Source organism: Alcanivorax sp. 1008, assembly GCF_020667895.1.
Lineage (GTDB): Bacteria > Pseudomonadota > Gammaproteobacteria > Pseudomonadales > Alcanivoracaceae > PGZG01.
This window is the reverse complement of the sequence record NZ_JAFMPS010000002.1, coordinates 30,538-51,465: the sequence shown is the minus strand read 5'-3', so window position 1 is coordinate 51,465 and position 20,928 is coordinate 30,538. Positions and strand designations below refer to the sequence as shown.

Annotated in this window: 21 protein-coding genes; 10 read left to right on the top strand and 11 right to left on the bottom strand. The window is 56.3% G+C overall.

All coding sequences use genetic code 11. The features are described from left to right. Positions 1-202 precede the first annotated feature (202 nt). The 4 genes from glnA to glnG all read left to right on the top strand — a co-directional run bounded on the left by glnA (position 203) and on the right by glnG (position 4,975). Positions 203-1,609, top strand: coding sequence for a glutamate--ammonia ligase (gene glnA / locus J1C54_RS03070; protein WP_229144396.1), 1,407 nt, complete (start codon positions 203-205; stop codon positions 1,607-1,609). A gap of 121 nt (positions 1,610-1,730) precedes the next feature. Then, complete coding sequence (locus tag J1C54_RS03065; RefSeq protein ID WP_229144394.1) at positions 1,731-2,294, top strand: DUF4124 domain-containing protein; 564 nt, start codon at positions 1,731-1,733, stop codon at positions 2,292-2,294. A 159-nt stretch (positions 2,295-2,453) separates the two neighbouring features. Next, on the top strand, positions 2,454-3,551 hold the full coding sequence (gene glnL, locus J1C54_RS03060) for a nitrogen regulation protein NR(II) (protein ID WP_255612482.1): 1,098 nt from the start codon (positions 2,454-2,456) through the stop codon (positions 3,549-3,551). Further along, a complete protein-coding gene (gene glnG, locus J1C54_RS03055; RefSeq protein WP_229144393.1) occupies positions 3,548-4,975 on the top strand; it encodes a nitrogen regulation protein NR(I) in 1,428 nt (475 codons plus the stop codon). The genes glnL and glnG overlap by 4 nt, the downstream gene beginning before the upstream one ends. Here glnG and J1C54_RS03050 read toward each other — a convergent pair whose 3' ends face one another. Continuing rightward, positions 4,976-5,449 carry a hypothetical protein gene (locus tag J1C54_RS03050; protein ID WP_229144392.1) on the bottom strand — a complete coding sequence of 158 codons (474 nt, stop codon included), beginning with the start codon at positions 5,447-5,449 and terminating at the stop codon, positions 4,976-4,978. It lies immediately after the preceding gene. 2 nt (positions 5,450-5,451) lie between these two features. Between J1C54_RS03050 and pip the strand changes: the two genes are divergently transcribed. The 6 genes from pip to J1C54_RS03020 all read left to right on the top strand — a co-directional run bounded on the left by pip (position 5,452) and on the right by J1C54_RS03020 (position 10,737). Then, positions 5,452-6,408: a prolyl aminopeptidase gene (gene pip / locus J1C54_RS03045; protein WP_229144391.1), complete on the top strand. Its 957-nt coding sequence runs from the start codon at positions 5,452-5,454 to the stop codon at positions 6,406-6,408. Beyond that, positions 6,405-6,845, top strand: a complete 441-nt coding sequence (gene dtd / locus J1C54_RS03040) for a D-aminoacyl-tRNA deacylase (RefSeq protein WP_229144389.1) — start codon at positions 6,405-6,407, stop codon at positions 6,843-6,845. Before pip ends, dtd begins: the two co-directional genes overlap by 4 nt. A gap of 108 nt (positions 6,846-6,953) precedes the next feature. Then, positions 6,954-7,433 (top strand): DUF3015 domain-containing protein, encoded by a 480-nt coding sequence (locus tag J1C54_RS03035; protein WP_229144387.1) that lies wholly within the window; start codon positions 6,954-6,956, stop codon positions 7,431-7,433. 77 nt (positions 7,434-7,510) lie between these two features. Continuing rightward, a complete protein-coding gene (locus J1C54_RS03030) occupies positions 7,511-9,346 on the top strand; it encodes a DUF4105 domain-containing protein (protein ID WP_229144375.1) in 1,836 nt (611 codons plus the stop codon). Next, on the top strand, positions 9,325-10,257 hold the full coding sequence (locus tag J1C54_RS03025; RefSeq protein ID WP_229144374.1) for an alpha/beta hydrolase: 933 nt from the start codon (positions 9,325-9,327) through the stop codon (positions 10,255-10,257). The genes J1C54_RS03030 and J1C54_RS03025 overlap by 22 nt, the downstream gene beginning before the upstream one ends. A 30-nt stretch (positions 10,258-10,287) precedes the next feature. Further along, complete coding sequence (locus J1C54_RS03020; RefSeq protein ID WP_229144373.1) at positions 10,288-10,737, top strand: DUF3332 family protein; 450 nt, start codon at positions 10,288-10,290, stop codon at positions 10,735-10,737. A 37-nt stretch (positions 10,738-10,774) separates the two neighbouring features. Here the strand turns inward: J1C54_RS03020 and tatC are convergent, their stop codons facing one another. The 10 genes from tatC to nifJ form a co-directional block, all read right to left on the bottom strand. Then, a complete protein-coding gene (gene tatC, locus J1C54_RS03015; RefSeq protein WP_229144372.1) occupies positions 10,775-11,524 on the bottom strand; it encodes a twin-arginine translocase subunit TatC in 750 nt (249 codons plus the stop codon). Beyond that, positions 11,514-11,822 carry a Sec-independent protein translocase protein TatB gene (tatB, locus tag J1C54_RS03010; RefSeq protein ID WP_229144371.1) on the bottom strand — a complete coding sequence of 103 codons (309 nt, stop codon included), beginning with the start codon at positions 11,820-11,822 and terminating at the stop codon, positions 11,514-11,516. The genes tatC and tatB overlap by 11 nt, the downstream gene beginning before the upstream one ends. A gap of 21 nt (positions 11,823-11,843) precedes the next feature. Beyond that, the gene (gene tatA / locus J1C54_RS03005) at positions 11,844-12,065 is read right to left on the bottom strand and encodes a Sec-independent protein translocase subunit TatA (RefSeq protein WP_229144370.1); all 222 of its coding nucleotides are present in this window, start codon (positions 12,063-12,065) and stop codon (positions 11,844-11,846) included. 2 nt (positions 12,066-12,067) lie between these two features. Next, positions 12,068-12,406 (bottom strand): phosphoribosyl-ATP diphosphatase, encoded by a 339-nt coding sequence (locus J1C54_RS03000; RefSeq protein WP_229144369.1) that lies wholly within the window; start codon positions 12,404-12,406, stop codon positions 12,068-12,070. Between the two features lie 62 nt (positions 12,407-12,468). Beyond that, on the bottom strand, positions 12,469-14,073 hold the full coding sequence (locus J1C54_RS02995; RefSeq protein WP_229144368.1) for an AarF/UbiB family protein: 1,605 nt from the start codon (positions 14,071-14,073) through the stop codon (positions 12,469-12,471). Then, on the bottom strand, positions 14,073-14,711 hold the full coding sequence (locus tag J1C54_RS02990) for an SCP2 domain-containing protein (protein ID WP_229144367.1): 639 nt from the start codon (positions 14,709-14,711) through the stop codon (positions 14,073-14,075). Before J1C54_RS02990 ends, J1C54_RS02995 begins: the two co-directional genes overlap by 1 nt. 13 nt (positions 14,712-14,724) lie before the next feature. Continuing rightward, on the bottom strand, positions 14,725-15,474 hold the full coding sequence (ubiE, locus tag J1C54_RS02985) for a bifunctional demethylmenaquinone methyltransferase/2-methoxy-6-polyprenyl-1,4-benzoquinol methylase UbiE (protein WP_229144366.1): 750 nt from the start codon (positions 15,472-15,474) through the stop codon (positions 14,725-14,727). Then, the gene (locus tag J1C54_RS02980) at positions 15,471-16,172 is read right to left on the bottom strand and encodes a hypothetical protein (protein ID WP_229144365.1); all 702 of its coding nucleotides are present in this window, start codon (positions 16,170-16,172) and stop codon (positions 15,471-15,473) included. The genes ubiE and J1C54_RS02980 overlap by 4 nt, the downstream gene beginning before the upstream one ends. Positions 16,173-16,303: 131 nt before the next feature. Next, on the bottom strand, positions 16,304-17,311 hold the full coding sequence (locus J1C54_RS02975) for a dihydroorotate dehydrogenase-like protein (RefSeq protein WP_229144364.1): 1,008 nt from the start codon (positions 17,309-17,311) through the stop codon (positions 16,304-16,306). After that, a complete protein-coding gene (nifJ, locus tag J1C54_RS02970) occupies positions 17,304-20,903 on the bottom strand; it encodes a pyruvate:ferredoxin (flavodoxin) oxidoreductase (RefSeq protein ID WP_229144363.1) in 3,600 nt (1,199 codons plus the stop codon). The genes J1C54_RS02975 and nifJ overlap by 8 nt, the downstream gene beginning before the upstream one ends. Between the last annotated feature and the right edge of the window lie 25 nt (positions 20,904-20,928).

The window sequence follows — 20,928 nt, the reverse complement described above, 5'->3', positions numbered from 1 at the left end:
ATCGCAAAATGCACTAAATTGGTGCGCATTCACTTGTTTTGTACCAAAGTAGTGCAATATGGGGTCATGTGTAGACTTGGTGGGACGATAAATTCGTCCTTTCTGCTGGCACGCATCTTGCTGACTCAATTGCATTCAACTCTCAGCCCGGCCAGTTCTCCGGGATGGGTAAACTCACGCTGTTCCGGGAGGACGCGCAATCATGACTGGCAGAACTATCGGTTTGATCAAAGAGCACGACGTCAAGTGGGTGGACCTGCGGTTCACTGACAGCCACGGTAAAGAGCAGCACGTAACCTACCCGGCGGAAGACGTTACTGAGGACTTCTTCGAAGACGGTAAGATGTTTGATGGCTCGTCCATCGCCGGCTGGAAGCATATCAACGAATCCGACATGATCCTGATGCCGGACGATGAGTCTTCCATCATGGATCCGTTCTCCGATGTAAGCACTGTGATCGTGCGCTGCAACATCGTCGAGCCGGCCACCATGCAGGGCTACGACCGCGATCCGCGCTCCATTGCTGCGCGCGCAGAAGAATATCTGAAGTCCACTGGCATTGCAGATACCGCTCTGTTTGGCCCAGAGCCAGAATTCTTTGTGTTTGACGGTGTTAAGTGGAGCTCTGGCATGAGCGGCCAGATGTACCAGATTCACTCTGAAGAAGCCGCCTGGGTTTCCGGTGATGACTTTGAGCGTGCCAATAGCGGCCACCGTCCGCGCGTCAAGGGCGGTTACTTCCCGGTTCCACCGGTAGACAGCTTGCATGACCTGCGTGGCGCCATGTGTGCAGCCATGACCCAGATGGGCCTGCGTGTTGAAGTGCATCACCACGAAGTTGCTACTGCTGGTCAGTGTGAAATCGGTGTTGGCGCCAACACCCTTGTCAAGAAAGCTGACGAAGTACAGATCCTCAAGTACTGCGTACACAACGTTGCCCACGCGTATGGCAAAACCGCTACCTTTATGCCGAAGCCGCTGGTTGGTGACAATGGTTCAGGTATGCACGTGCACCAGTCGCTGAGCAAGGATGGCAAGAACCTGTTTGCCGGCGATGTTTACGGTGGCCTGTCTGAAACTGCTCTGTTCTACATCGGCGGTATCATCAAGCATGCTCGTGCCCTGAACGCGCTGACCAACCCGCTGACCAACTCTTACAAGCGTCTGGTTCCGGGCTTCGAAGCACCGGTAATGCTGGCCTACTCTGCGCGTAACCGCTCAGCGTCGATCCGTATTCCGTATGTGAAAAACCCGAAGGGGCGTCGTATCGAGACTCGCTTCCCTGATCCGGGTGCCAACCCGTACCTGTGTTTTGCTGGTCTGCTGATGGCAGGTCTGGACGGCATTCAGAACAAGATCCATCCTGGCGATGCTATGGACAAGGATCTGTACGACCTGCCGGCCGAAGAAGCACAAGCTATCCCGACCGTGTCGCACACTCTGACCATGGCGCTGGATGCGCTGGAAGCAGATCACGAGTTCCTGCTCAAGGGCGGTGTATTCTCCAAGGAAATGCTGGAGGCGTATATTGGCCTGAAGCGCGCCGATGTGGATCGTCTGAACATGACCCCGCACCCGGTGGAGTTCGATATGTACTACTCGGTCTGATCTTCGGGATCAGCTGGCAAAAAAGGGGCTTCGGCCCCTTTTTTGTTTTTGCGGCCGGTTAGCAGTGGGGTTTCCTTTATGCGGGGCGCGGCTCAGAATGAGACTGGTGACCGGAGAGGATATGTTGATGCTCAGATTTTCTGTTTTGCTGTTGGCGTTGTTCGGCGTTGCCGTACAGGCGGGGGCCGAGGAGCTGTCATCTACTGCGGATGAGTCTGGTGTTGATGAGGCTGTTGGTGAGCAGACACAGCGCATCTATCGTACCGTCGATGATCAGGGCCGGCCGGTATTCACCGATGCGCCTGGTTCCGGTAGGCCGGCTCAAGAGGTGCAGATTCGTGAGCAGAACACTATTCCCATGGTAGTGCCAAGGGCTGCTGCTCCTGCCGAGGAAAAGACTAAGGCTCCGGTTCGCTATGAGTTGGCGATCACTTCGCCTAAGAGCGAGGAAACACTGCATAACCCCGAGTCCATGACGGTGGCGGTGTCAGTGACTCCTGAGCCTTCTAAGGGGCATGTTCTGCGTCTTCTCAACAATGGTGAGGAAGTCGCCATGGTGATTGAGTGGCCAGAGAGAGGCGAGCACCGTCTGGTCGCTCAGGTCCTTGGTCAGGAAGGTGAGGTGCTGGCGGAGTCTGCTGAAGTGGTGGTTTATGTGCAGCGTGTCAGTATTCTGAACAAGTAGTCTGAGTCTTGGTTTCCTCACGGCTAGTCCCGGTGCGTTTCGCACCAAAATAGTGCATCCTCTTTCCCCATGGGGTCCACGGCTATGCCGGGGGCCTTGCTCCTGCACGGTGCGTTGTTGCATCGGATTGTGGCCTGAAAATTGCTTCTGTAGCCCATTATGACTGACTCCCTGTTCCACAAACGGCTGCTGGACCACCTGCGTACCGCCGTGCTGCTGCTCGACGGCGACTTGCTGGTGCGCTACCTGAATCCAGCCGCAGAAATGCTGCTGTCGATTAGTGCGGCCAGACTCAATGGCATGCGCCTGCCGGACTATTTCATGTCCGATGATGAGTCCAGGGCAGCACTGGAAAGGTGCGTTCGGGATGGTCACCCATTTACTCGTCGCGAGGCGCGTTTATTTGCTGGCCCCGGCCATGAGATCACGGTGGACTACAGTGTTAGCCATATCAGTGAGCCAGGTCAGGCGCCCACTTTGCTGATAGAAATACAGCAGCTTGATCGACTACTGCGGATTACCCGTGAGGACGCCCTGATTCACTCGCACCAGGCCACTCGAGCTTTGGTGCGGGGAGTGGCCCACGAGCTGAAAAACCCGCTCGGAGGTATCCGCGGGGCGGCTCAGCTGCTGGAGCGGGCATTGCCGAATGCGGAACTGGCGGAATACACCAAGGTGATCATAGATGAGGCTGACCGGCTTCGCAGTATCGCCGACCGTATGCTTGGACCACGGCGCTTGCCCCATTTTACTGAGGTCAATCTGCATGAGTGCCTGGAGCATGTGCGTCAGTTAACTCTGGCGGAGCACCCGGACGGCATTCGTATTGAGCGTGATTACGATCCATCGCTACCGGAAGTGCCGGCGGATCGCGACCAACTGATTCAGGTGCTGCTGAACCTGACTCGCAATGCGATTCAGGCGGTCACTGAAGCTGGCACCGAGGATGGTGTCATTACCTTACGCACCCGGGCGTTGCGACAGTTCACCATTGGTGCTCAGCGTCATCGCTTGGTGGCGCGGATTGAAATTGAGGATAACGGCCCGGGCGTGCCCGAGTTGATGCAGGAAATGCTGTTTTACCCAATGGTCAGCGGCCGTGCCAATGGCACCGGCCTTGGCCTGTCTATTTCCCAGTCAATCATCAGTCAGCACCGTGGGCTGATTGAGTGTGACAGCCAACCTGGCAGAACCGTGTTCAGCGTGTTGCTGCCTATGGAGGCTGCGCCCGCAGAAGGAGAGAGTGCACAGTCATGAATGCTACCGTCTGGATTGTTGATGATGATCGCTCAATTCGCTGGGTGCTGGAAAAAGCGCTAGGACAGGATGGCTTTGCCACGCGTAGTTTTGAAGATGGCGATGAAGCTCTGAATGCATTGGAGAGTGGTGAGGGCATACCGGATGTGCTGGTGTCTGATGTGCGTATGCCTGGTACGGATGGCTTGCGTATGTTGCGCATTCTGCAGCGCAAGTTTCCCGAGTTGCCGGTGATTATCATGACCGCGCATTCCGACCTGGATTCTGCGGTGGCTTCCTATCAGGGCGGTGCGTTCGAGTATTTACCCAAGCCGTTTGATGTGGATGAAGCGGTGGCGCTGGTCAAACGCGCCATTCGTCATCGTGCGGAAATTGAGGGGGAGCCAGCAGAGCAGCCGGTTGATCTACCCACTGAAATTATTGGTGAAGCTCCAGCGATGCAGGAGGTATTTCGCGCCATTGGCCGGCTTTCGCACTCTAATGTGACAGTGTTGATCAATGGTCAGTCCGGTACCGGTAAAGAGCTGGTTGCGCGGGCACTGCATCGTCATTCGGTGCGCAAGGATAAGCCGTTTGTGGCGCTGAACATGGCGGCCATTCCGAAAGATCTGATTGAGTCTGAATTGTTTGGCCATGAAAAAGGCAGCTTCACCGGAGCCAATGCCCAGCGTATCGGGCGTTTTGAGCAGGCCAATGGTGGCACTCTGTTTCTTGATGAAATTGGTGATATGCCGTTGGAGGCGCAGACCAGGTTGTTGCGGGTGCTGCAGGAAGGAGAGTTCTATCGGGTTGGTGGCACCACACCGATCAAGGTTGACGTACGTATTATTGCGGCCACTCACCAGAATCTGGAGAAGTTGGTCGCCGATGGCGATTTTCGTGAGGATCTGTTCCACCGGGTGAACGTCATTCGTATTCATATTCCCAAGTTGGCGGAGCGGCGTGAGGATATTCCCCGTTTGGCCCGGCACTTTCTGCAGCGCGCCGCGCGTGAGTTGGGCGTCGAAGCAAAGACACTGCATAAGGACTCAGAGCGTTACTTCTCATCGTTGGCTTGGCCAGGCAATGTCCGGCAGATGGAAAATGTTTGTCGTTGGTTGACGGTGATGGCGTCCGGTCGTGAGGTGCTGATCGATGATCTGCCGCCAGAGCTGCGTGAGCAGGAAAGCCGCAGCGAAGTGGTGGGAGACTGGGAAAAATCATTGCGCCTGTGGGCTGATCGAGCACTGGCAGCAGGCGGTAAAAATATTCTTGATGACGCTGTGCCGGCATTCGAGAGAGCGATGATCGACGTGGCGCTTAAGCATACTGGCGGCCGTCGCCGGGATGCGGCCAGCCTGCTGGGCTGGGGTAGAAATACCCTGACGCGCAAGATCAAGGAACTGGATATGGAAGAATCGCTGGGCGCCGAGGAAGACGGCTGATTATTCCAGCGCCCGTTTGGCTTGCAGGCTGATTAACTTCCAGTCGCCATCGTTCAGCCACTGGCTTTCGACCCGATATAGCTGGGCTTGATTTGGCAGGATGCCACCGCTACCGCCAGTAACCAAGGCGTTGAAATGTGCGGTGGCAAGGTCCTCGCGGATGTTGTCCGGGATGACCTGGATATTGGTAAGTACCACGCTGATATCGCGGTGCCGGAAGAAGGTGGCTGTCATGATCCGGCGTGCCTGATCAAGGTCAAGGCTGCCGTGGTTGCGCTCGTTGATCTGCAGATCGGGGTGCAAGTGGTCAACTACCGCAGAGCTGTCGCGTTGCTCAATGCCTTCTGCTATCTCTTTGATGGCGTTGCTGATGGCCTGCTCGGCTGCTGGCGGTGTGCCACAGGCGGCCAGCCACAGTGCCTGAAGGGCAATCACAGTATATGCTGTAGCGCGAAGCCAATCTGATCGAATCATGTATGCCACTTTATCCTCCGCTGTCGCCCCGTCAACAGTTTCATTTGCCAGTAGATGCGCTGCACTCCCTGTATGTTGAGGAGTCTGGTAATCCGGCAGGGCGTCCGGTCATCGTTCTGCATGGCGGGCCTGGCGGCAGCTGCTCGCCCCATCTGAGGCGCTTCTTTGATCCGCAGCACTGGCGCATCATACTGTTTGATCAGCGCGGTGCCGGGCGCTCCAGACCTTCAGCTTGCCTGACCGCTAACAGCACTGATGACCTGATCGCTGATATGGAAAAGCTGCGCCAGCATCTGGGTATCAATCGTTGGATGCTGTTTGGCGGATCCTGGGGGGCGACCCTGGCGCTGCGTTACGCCAGTCAGTATCCCGAAAAGGTCTCTGCCATGGTGCTGCGTGGGATATTTCTTTGTCGACAGCAGGATATGGATTGGCTGTACCGGGCAGGAGGCGCCAGCCGGGTCCGGCCGGAAGCCTGGGCGAAGTTTATTGCACCAATCCCGGAAAGCGAGCGCGATGATCCTCTGCATGCTTGGTATCGTCTTTTGAGTCAGGCTGATGGCCTGCAACAGCAGGTTTTGGCCAGTATCTGGGCGGCCTGGGAAGCTGCCTGCTCAACTGTGCTGCCATCCGAGGCGGTGGCCGAAGGCTTCTCCCGTCAGTCCCTCGCCATGGCCTTGATAGAAAGCCATTACTTCGTTAATCAGGGCTTTTTGCAGCAATGGCCTATGCCTCCGTCGCAGTTGACGGGCATTCCCGGAGTCATCGTCCATGGCCGGCTGGATCTGGTCTGTCCTGCGGATCAGGCTCTGGCGCTGCATCAGGCCTGGCCGGATAGTCGTCTGAATGTGGTGGAGGGGGCCGGCCATTCGGTGGCCGAAGCAGGTATTCAGGCTGCCTTGCTGGAAGCTGTGGCAGAGATGGGTCGCTTGGGAGACAGGCAGGGAGAGGGCCGGTGAAGCTGTTGCTACAACGGGTCAGCAGGGCCAGTGTTAGCGTTGCTGATGAGCAGGTCGGCGCCATTGGCCGTGGCATCCTGGCGTTAGTGGGGTTCGAAAGAGCGGACGGAGAGGAGCAGGTCACACGCCTGACTGAGCGGATGCTGAACTACCGCCTGTTCGCTGATGAGGCAGGCAAGACAAATCTTAGTGTCCGGGATGTTGCCGGGGGCGTGTTGCTGGTATCCCAGTTTACATTGGCGGCAGACACCCGCCGGGGCTTACGTCCGGGCTTTAGTCTGGCAGCCGATCCTCAGAGGGCAAACGACTTGTACCTGACCATGCTTGAGTTGCTGCGGCGGGAAGCCGGAGTTGAGCTGGCCAGTGGCATATTTGGTGCCGATATGCAGGTGATGCTGGTGAACGATGGGCCGGTTACTTTTTTGTTAGAGGGGTGAAAACCTGCTTGCATGCTAGCAGGTAGATTGGTCTATGATGGACTTGGCTGGCCACGCGATTGGGTGCGCCACATGGAAGCAAAAATCATTCTAATCTGGAGAAACACAATGAAGAAAACCATCATTGCTGCCTTATTGCTGGGTTCTGCTGCTGGTGCGCATGCTGATGCTGCGGGTGGCCCTGGTTGTGGTTGGGGTAACATGCTGTTTGAAGGTCAGAGCGGCATGCCGATGCACCTGCTGGCTACGCTGGTAAACGGTACCTCCGGTAACGCCACTTTCGGTATGACCACTGGTACCAATGGTTGTGACACCAGCGGCGCGTTGACCTACAGCGGTAAGAGCCTGCTGGCTATGAATGGCGTTCTCGAAGAAGTGGCTATGGATATGGCTACCGGTGAGGGTGAAGCGCTGACTGCACTGTCCGTATCAATGGGCGTGCCAGCTGAAGAGCGTGCACATTTTAATCAGGTTATGCACCAGAACTTTTCCGCTATTTTCTCCCGTGATGATGTGACCGCCGGTGAAGTGGCAGATCAGATCTCGGCTGTGATGAAAGCTGACGCGGTTCTCGCCAAGCATATCTGATCTAGCCCAAACTACGCTCTGCCGCACTCGCGGCAGGGCGTAATATCTTTTCATCTGCCTGCTGAGGCTATGTATTAATGCCATCGGGCATCCTCCTGTTTATTACTTTTTTTGTATTGATTCTTGCCTCACCGAGTGCCGTGCTGGCGAGTCCTCTCGAAGAGTTGGCGGCTGCACCACGCTGGCAGGCTCTGCTGCATATTAATCGTGGCGCCACACTGCGTAGCCGTGGTCAGAGTTATGTGGACGACGCACGCTTCTTTCTTTCTGAAGAAGGGCGTAGCAATTCGTTGGCAGAGCTACGTCGCTCTATTGAGGTGCTGGGCCAGCCTGACGCAGAGGAGCGTTGCCGTTTTCCCGCGCGCTACCGCTATTTGGCCGCTACACTTGGCTGGGATGAGCCAGAGCCTTTTTCCCATTGTGATGAGTATCAGCAGTGGCGGTCCGGTATCCCTGATGCATCCGTGGTGCTGGTATTTCCAGCGGCCTATCTGAACAGCCCTTCGTCCATGTTTGGTCATACTCTGCTGCGCTTTGACGCAGTGGATCAGCAGTCTGACTGGTACGCTTGGGCGGTGAACTTTGGCGCTCTGGTAACAGCGGAAGATAACTCGATTTTTTATATATATCGGGGCCTCGCCGGGGGCTATCCGGGGCGATTCTCCACAGTTTCCTACGTAACCAAGATTCAGGAATACGCCCATCTGGAAAATCGGGATATGTGGGAGTATCGGCTCGATCTTGATGCTAATGAGATTGGTTGGATGATTGATCATCTCTGGGAGCTCAAGGAAGTTGATTTTGACTACTACTTTCTTGATGAGAATTGCTCGTTCCGCTTACTGGAACTTCTTGAGGTGGCGCGCCCTGAAGTGGACCTGCTGAGTGATTTTCGTTTTGCAGAAGTGCCAGTGAATACGGTTCGGGCCATTGAGGGCGCCGGTTTGATTGCCAGTCGCTTGTATCGGCCATCCAAGGCAGTGGAGCTGGAGCAAGCTGGTGAGGCTCTGTCTGCGGACGAGCGCAGTATGGCTGTCAGGCTAATGAAAAGCGTGTCGCTGGCTGAGCAGCCTGAATATCAGGCGTTGTCCCAGGAGCGGCGTCATCTGGTGGCGCGAGCGGCCTATCAGGCGGCCAGATTTCGCGATCGCAGCAAAGAAAATAACCCTGAAGCAGCAGCCAACAGTTACGCATTGCTGCGGCTTATGCATGCTAATACTGCGCCAGAACTTCCCCCTATTCGGCCACCGGAGCCACCGGAGCATGGTCATGCTACACAGATGATTGCCATGTCAGGAGGGCAGCGTGATAACAATGGATTTGGTGAAATCCAGTATCGACTGACCTATCACGACTGGTTGGATAATCACCGTGGCTTTCTTGATGGCGCCTGGATCGAAGCGCTGAACTTACGTGTTCGCCGGGAGGAATCGGACCGCTGGCGTTTGTGGCAGCTGGATCTGGTTAATATCCGCTCGCTGGCGCCGAGAACGGCTTTTGTACGACCCACTTCCTGGTTTGTTCATGCGGGCATAGATCGCCCGGAAGTCGCGGGGCAGAGAGATGCCACCCGCTTTGTTCGTGGTGGTCCGGGGATGGCGTGGCGTGTCGGTGGTTGGCTGCCCTACGGCTATCTGCAGGCAAGAATTGAAAATAATGACAATGTCGATCCTTTTATTAATAGTGGTGGCGGTGCTGAACTGGGCGTGCTGCGACATGGTAATCGTTACAGCTTTCATCTAAGTGCCGAGTCGCTCTATTTCGCCGACGACCAGTATCGCCATCGCGGACAGATCGGCCTGCAGCTACCCATCAATCAGCAAAATGGCATCCGCCTGGCTGCCCTCCATGATGAGTGGCGCGGTGGCCGAGAGAATTCCTGGATGATGACATGGCGTTATTACTTCGACTGATCATTTTGTTATGGCCGGCTCTGCTTGTTGGCTGTAATAGCGTTTATTTTTTGCCGATGAAGCCGTGGGTACAGAACCCTGCCAATCAGGGGCTGCTCTATGAGGATGTGGTGCTTATTCATCCCCGCGGCGAGCGCGTACATGGCTGGTGGCTGCCGGCTAAGGGTGCAGCCAGAGGCACAGTGTACTTTCTTCACGGCAATGCACAGAACGTAAGCACGCATGTCATGAATGTCATCTGGCTTCCGGAGCAAGGCTTTAATGTCTTTCTGCCGGACTATCGTGGCTATGGACTAAGTGATGGCGAGCCAAAGATCAAATATGCGATGCAGGATATCCAGCTTGGTCTTGACTGGTTACGCTCGTCTGGCCGCCTCGGTGACAAGCCCTTGATTGTCTTTGCACAGAGCTTGGGGGCCAGCCTGACCATTCCGGTGCTGGCAAAGGAGGGCAACTATGGTCGCTATGACTGTCTTATGATTGAGGCCGCCTTTACCGGCTATGGCGATATTGTCGGCGATATTCTGGCGCGAAATTGGTTGTTGCGAGTTTTGAAGCCCGTGGTAATTCCATTTCAACCACAAAAATATGATGCGATTGATGCTATTGGCTATTTGCGTGCTCCATTGTTGGTATTACACAGTGAAGAAGACGAAGTAATTCCGTTTTCCCATGGTGAGGCACTATATGCTCAAGCAACGACAACCAAGGAGTTCCAGAGGCTGCGCGGGCGGCATATTGCCAGCCTTCGAGATCCGGATGTTCGCAATCGCCTGATTCGCTTTACTGAGGAGTATTGCGGTGTGCGCAGGCAACCACTGCGCCAAGCAACGCCTGACTCCAGCAAGCGCTCTCCCGAGCCTCCAGCAGCAGATTTATTGCGCCCGCCCGGGAATGGGCTTACCTTCTGATTGTCAATAATCGTTCACAGGACATAAATCATGAAGAAGCTCATGCTACCAATGCTAATTTCAGGTTCGGTAATGTTGTCCGGTTGTCTGGGGCAAAATGCCTTGTTCAATACGGTGCAGGATTGGAATGCCAGTGCGACGGACGAAAAGTTCGTTAATCAGGGTATCTCATTCGCCTTTTGGATTTTGCCAGTTTATGGGCTGACTTTGCTGGCAGATATTGTGATTCTCAACTCGGTGGAGTTCTGGACCGGCACCAATCCGGTGAATAACAAGGGGGCCAAAGTGGCAGGCACCACTGAGCGAGTCAAGGATGGTCTTGGTAATGAGGCTTTGTTGACCTATCAGGCGGATGGCTCGGTGCAGGTTGAGGTGCTACGCGGTGCGCAGACTGAAAGTTTTGTGCTGGCCCGCGATGGCAGTCAGGTTATGCGCATTCAGAACGGTGAGCGCGTTGCAGTAGGCAGTTTGGCGCTCTAAAAGCTCACTGCCCGGGCTGCCATGCGGCGGTTCCGGGCTATTCCTGCTCCTTTTCTCTTGCCTTGATTGAGCTGGCAATAAAAACACCTGCTTCAAAAAGAAGCCACATAGGCACGGCTAACAATGTCTGCGAGATAATATCTGGCGGTGTTAGCAGCATGCCTATAACAAAACAGCCGACCACCACATAAGGTCGCTTTTCTCGAAGTGATTCGACCGTGGTGATGCCGCTCCATACCATCAGCAAAATGGCAATCGGCAATTCAAAAGCAACACCAAAAGCGATAAACAGGGTTATAACAAAGTCCAGATAACGGCTGATGTCTGTCATCACCGCTACGCCTTCCGGGGCAATGGCGGTAAAGAAGCCGAACAAAACCGGGAAAACAACAAAATAGGCAAATGCCACGCCACCGTAAAACAGAGCAATGCTGCTGGCCAGCAACGGCAAGGCAAACTTCTTTTCATGTTTATAAAGGCCGGGAGAGATGAAGCCCCACGCCTGATGCAGAATCAATGGCATGGCCAGCAGTATGCTGACATACAGAGTCAGCTTGAACGGCACCAGAAAAGGGGAGGTGACGTCAGTGGCAATCATTGATGTGCCGGCAGGCAGTGATTGCATCAGCGGCTGGGCAACCAGGGTATAAAGTTCCTGGGAGAAATAGAAGAGGGGGAAAAACACACAGGCAATTGCCAGCATGGTTCTAAGTAGCCGGTCGCGCAGCTCTATAAGATGCTTGATAAGCGGTTGCGGTTCATCCAGTGGCGTCAGTTTATCGGTCATCTTTTTCTTTCTGTGAGGACTCTGGCGCAGCGTTAAGTGCTTGCTGCTCTTCGTGCTGACCGGAGGCCAGCGCATTTTCGTCGATGCCGAGTTCCTCAAGCTGCTTCTTGAATCGCTCTTTCATTTCCTCGTTGTAGGCTTCGCGCTCCATCTCGTACTTGAGGTTGTTTAGGGTGGCCTTGGCGCGACCAGTCCAGTGGCCAATGGCGCGTACCACCTTGGGCAGGCGCTCGGGGCCGAGCACCAGCAGGCCAATAACAAAAACAACCAGTAGCTCGAAGAAGCCGATATCAAACATCGACGCAGAACTCCATCAGGATCAGACCTGATCCTTGTCGCTGACTTTATCGTTCTGAGTCTCGGATTTACTTTCGCTGAGCTGTTTGTCAGCGGATTTCTCACCGTCTTTTACGGCTTCTTTAAAGCCTTTTACGGCACCACCCAGATCGCCGCCGATATTGCGCAGCTTCTTGGTGCCAAAGATCAGCATGATGATTACCAGTACGATGAGGAGCTGCCAGATACTGATGCCGGACAACATGGTTATTCTCCCTGTTGGGAACGTGAATTTTTTTCGTCGATGCCTGACAGGCCAAAGCGCTTGTCCAGTTCGGCAAGCACCTGGTCCGGGTTGGCTCCCAGTTTGCTCAGCATCACCATGGAGTGAAACCATAGATCCGCTGTTTCGCCGATCAGCTTGTCATTGTTGCCGCTGACCTCGGCGTCGCGCGCGGCGAGAATGCTTTCCACTGCTTCCTCGCCAACTTTCTCCAGAATTTTGTTCAGGCCCTTGTGATAGAGGCTCGCCACATAGGAGCTGGATGGCTCCGCCTGTTTGCGTTCCTCCAGCACTGAGTGGAGCCGGGCGAGGATGTCACTCATTCGTTACTCCAATATGACTGCTGCGAGCATAGCAGAATCGGCACGCTTTGTAGGAGCGACCGCTACGCCCGAATCGCCCAGCCGGTCAGGGCTAATCCGCCAACCAGCGCGGCGCCCGCCCAGAATGCGGGGGCCAGCGCCGCACCGCCAATCAGCCCCAGTCCAGCGAGCCCGCCAATTAGCTTGCGCCGATGGCGCGTCTGATCGCGCCGCAGGTGCTCCTCCAGTTGGCGTTGCTGGTGGGGCAGGTGGCGCAGGGTTTCCAGAGCATCACGGAACAGCTCTGGCATTTCCGGGAGCTGGGCCGCCCACTCCGGCAGCCTGTCCTGAAATTTTTTCAGAGTTGCGGAGGGACCGTATTGCTCCAGCATCCAGCTTTCCAGCATGGGCCGGCCCAGGGTCCAGATGTCCAGCTGCGGGTAGATGCTGCGACCCAGACCTTCGATATGCACCAGCGTTTTTAACAGCAGTATGTACTGGATCGGGGCTTCAATATGGAAGCCGCGGGCGGTGTCGAAAAGCTTCATTACCAGCGGTGCGAACTCCAGCTGGTCGAGGGGCATGGACATGATGGGGTCGACGATTTCTTCCACCGCCCGCTGGAACCGAGAGCGGTCCACCGGCACGGTAGTCCAGCCCGCGCGGATCACCACATCCACCATGCCGCCATAGTCGCGGCGCATTACTAGCAGGGCCAGACGGCCCAGTACATGCAAGTCTTCCTTGGATAGCCGTCCGGCGATAGCGCAGTCGACCGCAATATACTGAGGTGACTCCGGATGGGCCGGGTTCACAAAAATATTGCCGGGGTGCATGTCAGCGTGAAACAGGTTATGGCGAAAAACCTGAGCAAAGAAAATCTCAAAGCCTCGCTCTGCCAGCAGGCGTGGCTCAATGCCGGCGGCACGAATGCGTTCCACATCATTGACCGGGATGCCATAGATCCGATCTGACACCATCACTTTATCAGTGCACAGTTCGGCATGGGTGGCGGGGATATGCAAAAGTGGGCTGAACAAAAAGTGGCGGCGCATAGCTTCTGCATTGCGTGCTTCCTGACGCAGGTCCAGCTCGCCGAGAATCACATCCTCATAGTCTGCAACCACCCTGGAAGGACGAAAGTATCTGGCGTCTTTCCATAAACGCTCCAGCCATGCTGCGCCAGATTTCATCACCTTCAGGTCACGGGCAACGATGCGCTCGATACCCGGGCGGATAACCTTGACCACGACCTCCTGTCCGCCGGCTAACTCCGCCGCATGCACCTGGGCCACGGAAGCCGCTGCCATCGGGGTTTGTTCGAATCGGGCAAACAGTTCAGTCACCGGTTTGCCCAGCTCGCGCTCGATAATGCGCTGAGAGGCAGCAGCATCAAAGGGCGCCACCTGGTCCTGCAGCTTTGCCAGAGCATCCGTCCATTCGCCGGGTAGCAGATCGCGGCGAGTAGCAAGGAGTTGACCGAACTTGATAAAGATTGGCCCAAGCTCTTGCAGGGCATGTTGCAGCCGTTCGCCATCAGACAGGTGGCGTGGGCCGAACCAGCTGGACGGAATCAGATACTCGATAAGGATCAGTGGCCTGAGTAGCGGGTGAGGCGGCAGCAGTGAAATCAGCCGATAGCGGCAGATAATATGAAGTACAAACAGTACGCGGAAAATCGGAAACATTATTGCCCAGCCTCGCTCTGCTGCTTTAGGCGAGAAATGCGCGCAGCAAGGCGGTCCGCATCAGAGCGTAGCTCATCCACATCCTGATTGAACTCTACTACATCACGACGCAAGGCCATTAGCGATGATTCTTCGCGCAGGAAGTCACCGGCGCGATTGAGGAAAAGATCAAAAGCCTGACGTGCCATGGAAAATGCTCGTCGGGCTCCGTATTCCACTTGCTGAGCAAGTTCGCTGCCCAGTAGTGGCTGCATCAGCGCGGCCCAGTTCAGATCAAGCTGTTTGAGAATGCCAATAATGCTCTGCAGTAGTTCCCTGTCGCCACTGATCTGTACCGGCCCGGCGATGGCGCTGTCAGCAGTTTTCCACTGAAAAAGTTGCCCAGCAAGATCAATCGGCCCGCCTCGAACGGTCACATCGGCTTCTGCCTCACTGCCGTGATATAGCTCAATGCCATCGTCAACAATCAGGGCGTAAATCGATAGCGGAGGGAAACTAAGATGCACCGCAATCAGCCGGCCACTATGTTCGCGCAGTTGTTCAAGGGTCAGGGCATCCGCCTGCAGTGCAGTATTGATTGCGCGCTCCATGGTCGCCAGAGCAGTGGCTTCAAACAGGTTTGGTGGGCGCGTATCCATTAGCGTGGTTCCCTCACAACTTGAAGCCGCGGTGCAGGGCAACAATGCCGCCGGTCATGTTGAAATATTCGCAGCGGGCAAAGCCGGCTGTTTCCATCATGCCTTTCAGAGTGTCCTGATCCGGGTGCATGCGAATCGACTCAGCCAAATAGCGATAGGACTCTGCATCACCGGCCACTGCCTGGCCGAGCTTCGGCAAGATGCTGAACGAGTACAGATCGTAAAGCTTTGATAGCGGATCATGGATTGGTTTGGAGAACTCCAATACAAGCAAGCGGCCGCCGGGCTTCAGTACCCGCAACATGGAACGCAGTGCCCTGTCTTTGTCGGTAACATTGCGCAGACCGAAGGCAATGGTGATGCAGTTAAAGGTGTTATCAGCAAACGGCAGGGCTTCAGCGTTAACCTGCACCACCCGGGTGTTGTGGCCGCAGCCATTGTCGAGCAGGCGGTCGCGACCAACACCGAGCATGGCTTCGTTGATGTCGGCAAGGATCACTTCACCCTGGTCGCCCACCAGTCGGGAAAACTTCATTGCCAGATCGCCGGTGCCGCCGGCCAGATCCAGTACCCGCTGGCCGCGCCGCACTCCGGCCAGTTCCAGGGTGAAACGCTTCCACACCCTGTGAATGCCCATCGACATAAGGTCGTTCATCAGGTCGTACTTGGGCGCCACGGAGCGGAATACGCCGGCAACCCGCTTGGCTTTTTCCTGCAGCGGTACCTGCTGGTAGCCGAAGTGGGTGGTGTTGTCCTGGCTCATTTCAATTCTCCAAAAGGCGCCGGGTGGCCGGCGTATAGCCGGGCCAGAATCTGGGCTTCGGTCCGGGTCAGCTGGGTCAGCAGTTTGCCAGCGCTATCCAGATCGCGCATGGAGCCGAAACCACGCTCGAGGAAATCATACAGGTTGCCGAATCCGGCCGCATGGACCGGACGTCGCACCATGCGGAAAGTGGCTTGCAGCATACGGCCGCGCACATAACGGTCCACATGGTGGCCAACCTCGCTAATCAGGTCGAGCTGGCGTTGCCGCTCTTGCTGCCGCCCCAGAGCGCGGAAGCCTTCGATATACAGGGCGTCGGTAACTGGGCCGTCAAGACTGTCGTGCAGGGTATCGGCCAGCGCCTCATCCAGCTCCTGAGTCAGAATAGCTGCTTCCAGTACCGAGGCGGAGGTGGCCATCACCCGGTCGGGCAGCAGGCTGGCGGCCTTATTGACGGCTCGACGGATGTCTTGAGCCACCGGCAGCAGGTCTTTGCCGCCGTAGACCTCGTCGAGCAGAAAGCCGATCGCTGCCTGGTTGGCCGGTACCGCCAGCAGGTCAGCGTGGCTGCGGGTCAGGCGCTCACCCTGAAAGCGCTGCAGGGCGTGGAGGCGGCCGCGAAAGCGCTGGTCGTCGCCGTGCTGGCGCAGGGCAAAGAAGCGTTCGAGGTCCTGCTGGAGTTTTTCGTCGGCGCGCATGGGGAGTCCGGTTTTGGCGTGGCGCGGATGATAGCACCCCATGACCTTAAACCCCCACCGTCAGCACCGTGCCGATAAGGGGTGAGCGGAAACTGTCAGGTCGCGCTAGCTGTGCAAGCCCCGTGCTTCTGTCATTTCCTCTTCCTCGGCTGCCAGCCCTGCAGAATCTTCATGTAATTGAGTCGCTCCCACTGCTGTGGGGCAGGTGCGGAGGCCAGTGACATGACCCCACAGGCTTCGCTGACCGAGCGATACTGTTTGTCGTCCAGCCACTGGTGTAGCTCGTTGTGAATGGTTGCCAGCTGTTCAGGGCCATGCTCAAGCAGGGCAGAAGCAATCTGTACCACCGAGGCGCCAGCAAGAATGGCCTTGGCGGCATCCAGTCCACTGTGCACGCCGCCGCTGCAAGCCAGCTCCAGTGCGCTGGACGGATGCAGGATCGCTAATGCATGCAGTCTTAACGGTAGCTCTGCAGAGGTTGAGTAGGCTAACTTGAGATCAACGTCCAGTTGTTCAAGATCGATATCGGGCTGATAAAAGCGATTGAACAGTGTCACGCCGCGGGCGCCGGCATTCTTCAGTTGCTTGGCGAATGCGGGCAGTGCGCTGTAGAACGGGCTGAGTTTGACGGTCACCGGCACACTAACCTGATTCACCACGCTTTCGACGATACCTAGCTGGTCGCTTTCGATTTCGGCAGCGGTTCGGGTGGCACTGGTAACCACATCGTATAGGTTTAGCTCAATGGCGGCTGCGCCCCGCGCTTCCAGCTGCTTGGCGTAGTCTGTCCAGCCGCCGGGTGTGTTGCCGTTTAGCGAGGCAATTACGGGGACGTCAAGGTGCTGACACAGCTGTTCAAGTTGGCGCAGGTATGGCTCTGTGCCCAGAGCAAACACATCTGAATCGGGTAAAAAGCTGCGTGCTTCGGCGTCGTTGTCGATGCGGCTGTCGAGAAAATGATGGGCGGCCATCTGCTCAGCTACCACTTGTTCTTCAAACAGCGAATACATAACGATGGCCCCGGCGCCCGCAGCAACAGCCTGCTTTGCAGCTACAAGGTCGTGGCTGATGGGGCTCGCCGCGATAACCAGCGGGCTGCGTAGTGTCAGGCCAAGCCAGGAGGTGGTCAGGTCAGTCATCAGTGGACTCCGCAGGCAGGTGGATATTGGATAGCTGACGGTACAGCGCACGTTTTTGTTGTACGCCATGACGGGCGGCGGCGAGCAGTTCCTCATATCGTTGCGGGGAGCGCAGTTCGACCATGCGGAAGCGCGCTTCGTTTTCCATGTAGTGACTGATGTCCAGTTTGGGATCGCCGGAGTCGAGCATTAACGGAGCCTCGTCTTGCTCAATGCGGCGCGGGTCGAAGCGATACAGAGGCCAGGCACCGCTATTGATGGCGCGATGCTGTTGGGTTGGTGAGTTGATCAAGTCGTAGCCATGGGCGATACACGGGCTATGGGCGATGATCAATGATGGGCCGGGGTACTGCTCGGCTTCCTGAAAAGCTTTAACGGTTTGCGCGCTGCGAGCTTGCATGGCCACCTGCGCCACATAAACATGGCCGTAACTCATGGCCAGCAGACCCAGATCTTTTTTGGCAATAGATTTACCGGCGCTGGCAAATTTTGCTGCGGCACCCAGCGGTGTGGCCTTGGACTGTTGGCCCCCGGTATTGGAATAGACCTCTGTATCCAGCACCAGAACGTTAACCTTGCGGTTTGATGCCAAAACATGATCCAGGCCACCATAGCCAATGTCGTATGCCCAGCCATCGCCACCGACAATCCACACACTGCGCGGGACCAGATAGCGCGATAGATCAGCCAGACGTGCTGCTTCTGCAGTGTTAATTTTTGCCAGTAGTTTATTCAGTTCAGTAATGCGCAGGCGCTGGGCAGCAACCCAGTTATCGTCACCAGCCGTTGATAATAAGTCCTGCAGCAGTTTTTCCGGCAACTGGCTGTGCAAGTTCTGCAGCAGCCGCTTTGCCTCGTGGGTTTGGCTGTCGACGGCCAGACGCATGCCCAGACCGAATTCCGCATTATCTTCAAACAGGGAGTTAGACCATGCCGGGCCACGGCCATCAGCATTGGTGGTGTATGGCGTGGTGGGCAGGTTGCCGCCGTAAATGGACGAGCAGCCGGTGGCATTGGCAATCATTAATCGGTCGCCATAGAGCTGCGTCAGAAGGCGCAGATAAGGCGTTTCGCCACAGCCAGCACAGGCCCCGGAAAATTCGAATAACGGAATTCGCAAGGCAGCGCTGTGTTTATCTATGGGGAAATCATTCAGTGGTGCCGAGGGAATGGTTTCGAAGAAAGCAAAGGACGCCTTTTCCTGTTCACGATGCTCGGTTAGTGGTGCGGCCATCAGCGCCTTTCGAGATGGCTGGGTGCGGTCGCGCGATGGGCACACTTCGATGCATAGCCCGCAGCCGGTGCAATCCTCGGCAGCGACTTGAACGGTGTATTGCAATCCTTTGAGCTCCGGGTGGAAAGTTTCTTCCACGGAGCGAAAGCCCGGCGGTGCATTGGCTAGCTCCGCCGGATCATACACCTTGGTCTGGATAGCGGAGTGGGGACAAATCATGGAGCAAAAGTTGCACTGCACACAGATATCCGACTGCCAGACAGGAATCTCCTGGGCAATGGCGCGCTTTTCATAGCGGCTGGTTCCCGATGGCCAGCTACCATCCGGCGGGAATGCGCTTACCGGTAGCGCATCCCCCTGACCTTCGATCAACAGGCGTGTTACGCGCTGAACAAAATCCGGGGCGTCCTCAGGTACTACTGGAGGTCGGCTGCGCCGGTTGCTGGCTTTGCCTGGCAGCTTGATTTCGCCAAGTGCGGCCAGCGATGCCTGCAGGGCGGCAACATTGCGGCGTACCACTTCTTCACCGCGACGACCAAAGCTCTGTTCGATGCTTTGCCGAATTTGTGCCATGGCTTGCTCTTCGGGTAGCACCTTGCTTAATGAAAAAAAGCATGCCTGCATGACAATATTTATGCGTCTTCCCAATCCGGCCTGCTCAGCAACGCTATAACCATCCACCAGATATAGCTTACAGCGTCGTTCAATCAGTTGGCTCTGAAACTCCTGCGGCAGGCTATCCCAGAACTGATCCGCCGGCACGGCGCTATTGACCAACACGGTGGCGCCGCTTGCCGCGCTGGCCAGCACATCACGCCTGTCAATAAATTGCGGATCATGAATGCCAATAAACTGAGCGTGACGGATACGATAGGTGGAACGAATTGGCTGTGGCCCGAAGCGCAGATGGGAAATCGTTGTGGCGCCGGATTTGCGCGAGTCGTATTCAAAATGGCCCTGGGCATAGCCATCGGTTTGTTCGCCGATAATCTTTATTGAGGCTTTGTTGGCGGACACCGTGCCATCGGCGCCGAGGCCAAAAAAAAGCGCTCTGGTGACGTTATCCGGCTCGATATCGAAATCGCTATCAATCATCAGCGAGGAATGGGATACGTCATCACGAATGCCGACGGTAAAGCGGGTTTTCGGTTTGTCCTTTTTCAGCTCATCGAATACCGCTTTGACCATTGCCGGATTGAACTCTTTAGAGGACAGGCCATAGCGGCCGCCGATGATGCGCGGCAGGATAGCGCGCTCACCGGTGGCCACGGCATCGACCAGTGCCGAGGTCACTTCAAGCAGCAGCGGCTCGCCAACCGATCCGGGTTCCTTGGTACGGTCCATCACCGCCACCGCTTGAACCGTATCGGGTAGTGCTTTCAGCAGGTGGTTGATCGAGAAGGGGCGGAACAGTCTCACCTTGAGGATGCCGACTTTTTCTCCCTTGGCGCTCAGATACTCAACGGTCTCATGGGCGCACTCGGCGCCGGATCCCATCAGGATCATGACCCGTTCCGCCTGCGCGTGGCCGATGTAGTCAAATAACTGATAGTGACGGCCAGTGAGCGCCGCGAAGCGTTGCATAACGTCGCTGACAATGCCCGGGCAGGCGTTGTAGAACGGTTCTACTGCTTCTCGCGACTGAAAATAGGCATCCGGATTTTGCGACGTTCCACGAATTATTGGGCGGTCCGGGTCCAGTGCGCGCTGGTGGTGCGCTTGTACGGCATCGTTATCGATCAGTGCCCGCAGGGTATCCTCGTCTAGCAGGGCAACCTTGCTGATTTCATGGGATGTACGAAAGCCGTCAAAAAAATGCAGAAAAGGAATCCGTGACAGCAGCGTGGCGGCATGACCGATGGCGGCCATATCCTGAGCCTCCTGCGCTGAGCCTGAGGCCAGTAGGGCCATGCCTGTGCCCCGTGCGGCCATTACATCGGAGTGATCGCCGAAGATTGACAGGGCATGGGTAGCCACTGTGCGCGCGGCAACATGCATGCAGAATGATGTCAGTTCACCGGCCACCTTGAAAAGATCTGGCAGCATGAGCAGCAGTCCTTGAGAGGCGGTGAATGTGGTGGTCAGGGCGCCACTGGTAAGAGCGCCATGAACCGCGCCGGCGGCACCGCCCTCGGACTGCATCTCAATAACATCCGGGACGCTGCCCCATAAGTTGGTGCGGCCGCCGGAGGCCCAATCATCCGCATATTCGCCCATCACCGAAGCAGGGGTAATCGGATAAATAGCCACCACCTGACTGAGCTGATAGGCAACCCGGGCCACCGCCTCGTTGGCATCAAGGGTTTTGTAATGAATCGGGGCCATGCTTTGGCCAGGTGCGATGGGCTGGCTAGACATACTGGACAGACTCCCTGCTAACGAC

Coding starts and splice junctions, on each gene's coding strand:
- glnA (WP_229144396.1), top strand. CDS start 203: ATGACTGGCAGAACTATCGGTTTGATCAAAGAGCACGACGTCAAGTGG.
- J1C54_RS03065 (WP_229144394.1), top strand. CDS start 1,731: ATGTTGATGCTCAGATTTTCTGTTTTGCTGTTGGCGTTGTTCGGCGTT.
- glnL (WP_255612482.1), top strand. CDS start 2,454: ATGACTGACTCCCTGTTCCACAAACGGCTGCTGGACCACCTGCGTACC.
- glnG (WP_229144393.1), top strand. CDS start 3,548: ATGAATGCTACCGTCTGGATTGTTGATGATGATCGCTCAATTCGCTGG.
- J1C54_RS03050 (WP_229144392.1), bottom strand. CDS start 5,449: ATGATTCGATCAGATTGGCTTCGCGCTACAGCATATACTGTGATTGCC.
- pip (WP_229144391.1), top strand. CDS start 5,452: ATGCCACTTTATCCTCCGCTGTCGCCCCGTCAACAGTTTCATTTGCCA.
- J1C54_RS03035 (WP_229144387.1), top strand. CDS start 6,954: ATGAAGAAAACCATCATTGCTGCCTTATTGCTGGGTTCTGCTGCTGGT.
- J1C54_RS03030 (WP_229144375.1), top strand. CDS start 7,511: ATGCCATCGGGCATCCTCCTGTTTATTACTTTTTTTGTATTGATTCTT.
- J1C54_RS03025 (WP_229144374.1), top strand. CDS start 9,325: ATGGCGTTATTACTTCGACTGATCATTTTGTTATGGCCGGCTCTGCTT.
- J1C54_RS03020 (WP_229144373.1), top strand. CDS start 10,288: ATGAAGAAGCTCATGCTACCAATGCTAATTTCAGGTTCGGTAATGTTG.
- tatC (WP_229144372.1), bottom strand. CDS start 11,524: ATGACCGATAAACTGACGCCACTGGATGAACCGCAACCGCTTATCAAG.
- tatB (WP_229144371.1), bottom strand. CDS start 11,822: ATGTTTGATATCGGCTTCTTCGAGCTACTGGTTGTTTTTGTTATTGGC.
- tatA (WP_229144370.1), bottom strand. CDS start 12,065: ATGTTGTCCGGCATCAGTATCTGGCAGCTCCTCATCGTACTGGTAATC.
- J1C54_RS03000 (WP_229144369.1), bottom strand. CDS start 12,406: ATGAGTGACATCCTCGCCCGGCTCCACTCAGTGCTGGAGGAACGCAAA.
- J1C54_RS02995 (WP_229144368.1), bottom strand. CDS start 14,073: ATGTTTCCGATTTTCCGCGTACTGTTTGTACTTCATATTATCTGCCGC.
- J1C54_RS02990 (WP_229144367.1), bottom strand. CDS start 14,711: ATGGATACGCGCCCACCAAACCTGTTTGAAGCCACTGCTCTGGCGACC.
- ubiE (WP_229144366.1), bottom strand. CDS start 15,474: ATGAGCCAGGACAACACCACCCACTTCGGCTACCAGCAGGTACCGCTG.
- J1C54_RS02980 (WP_229144365.1), bottom strand. CDS start 16,172: ATGCGCGCCGACGAAAAACTCCAGCAGGACCTCGAACGCTTCTTTGCC.
- J1C54_RS02975 (WP_229144364.1), bottom strand. CDS start 17,311: ATGACTGACCTGACCACCTCCTGGCTTGGCCTGACACTACGCAGCCCG.
- nifJ (WP_229144363.1), bottom strand. CDS start 20,903: ATGTCTAGCCAGCCCATCGCACCTGGCCAAAGCATGGCCCCGATTCAT.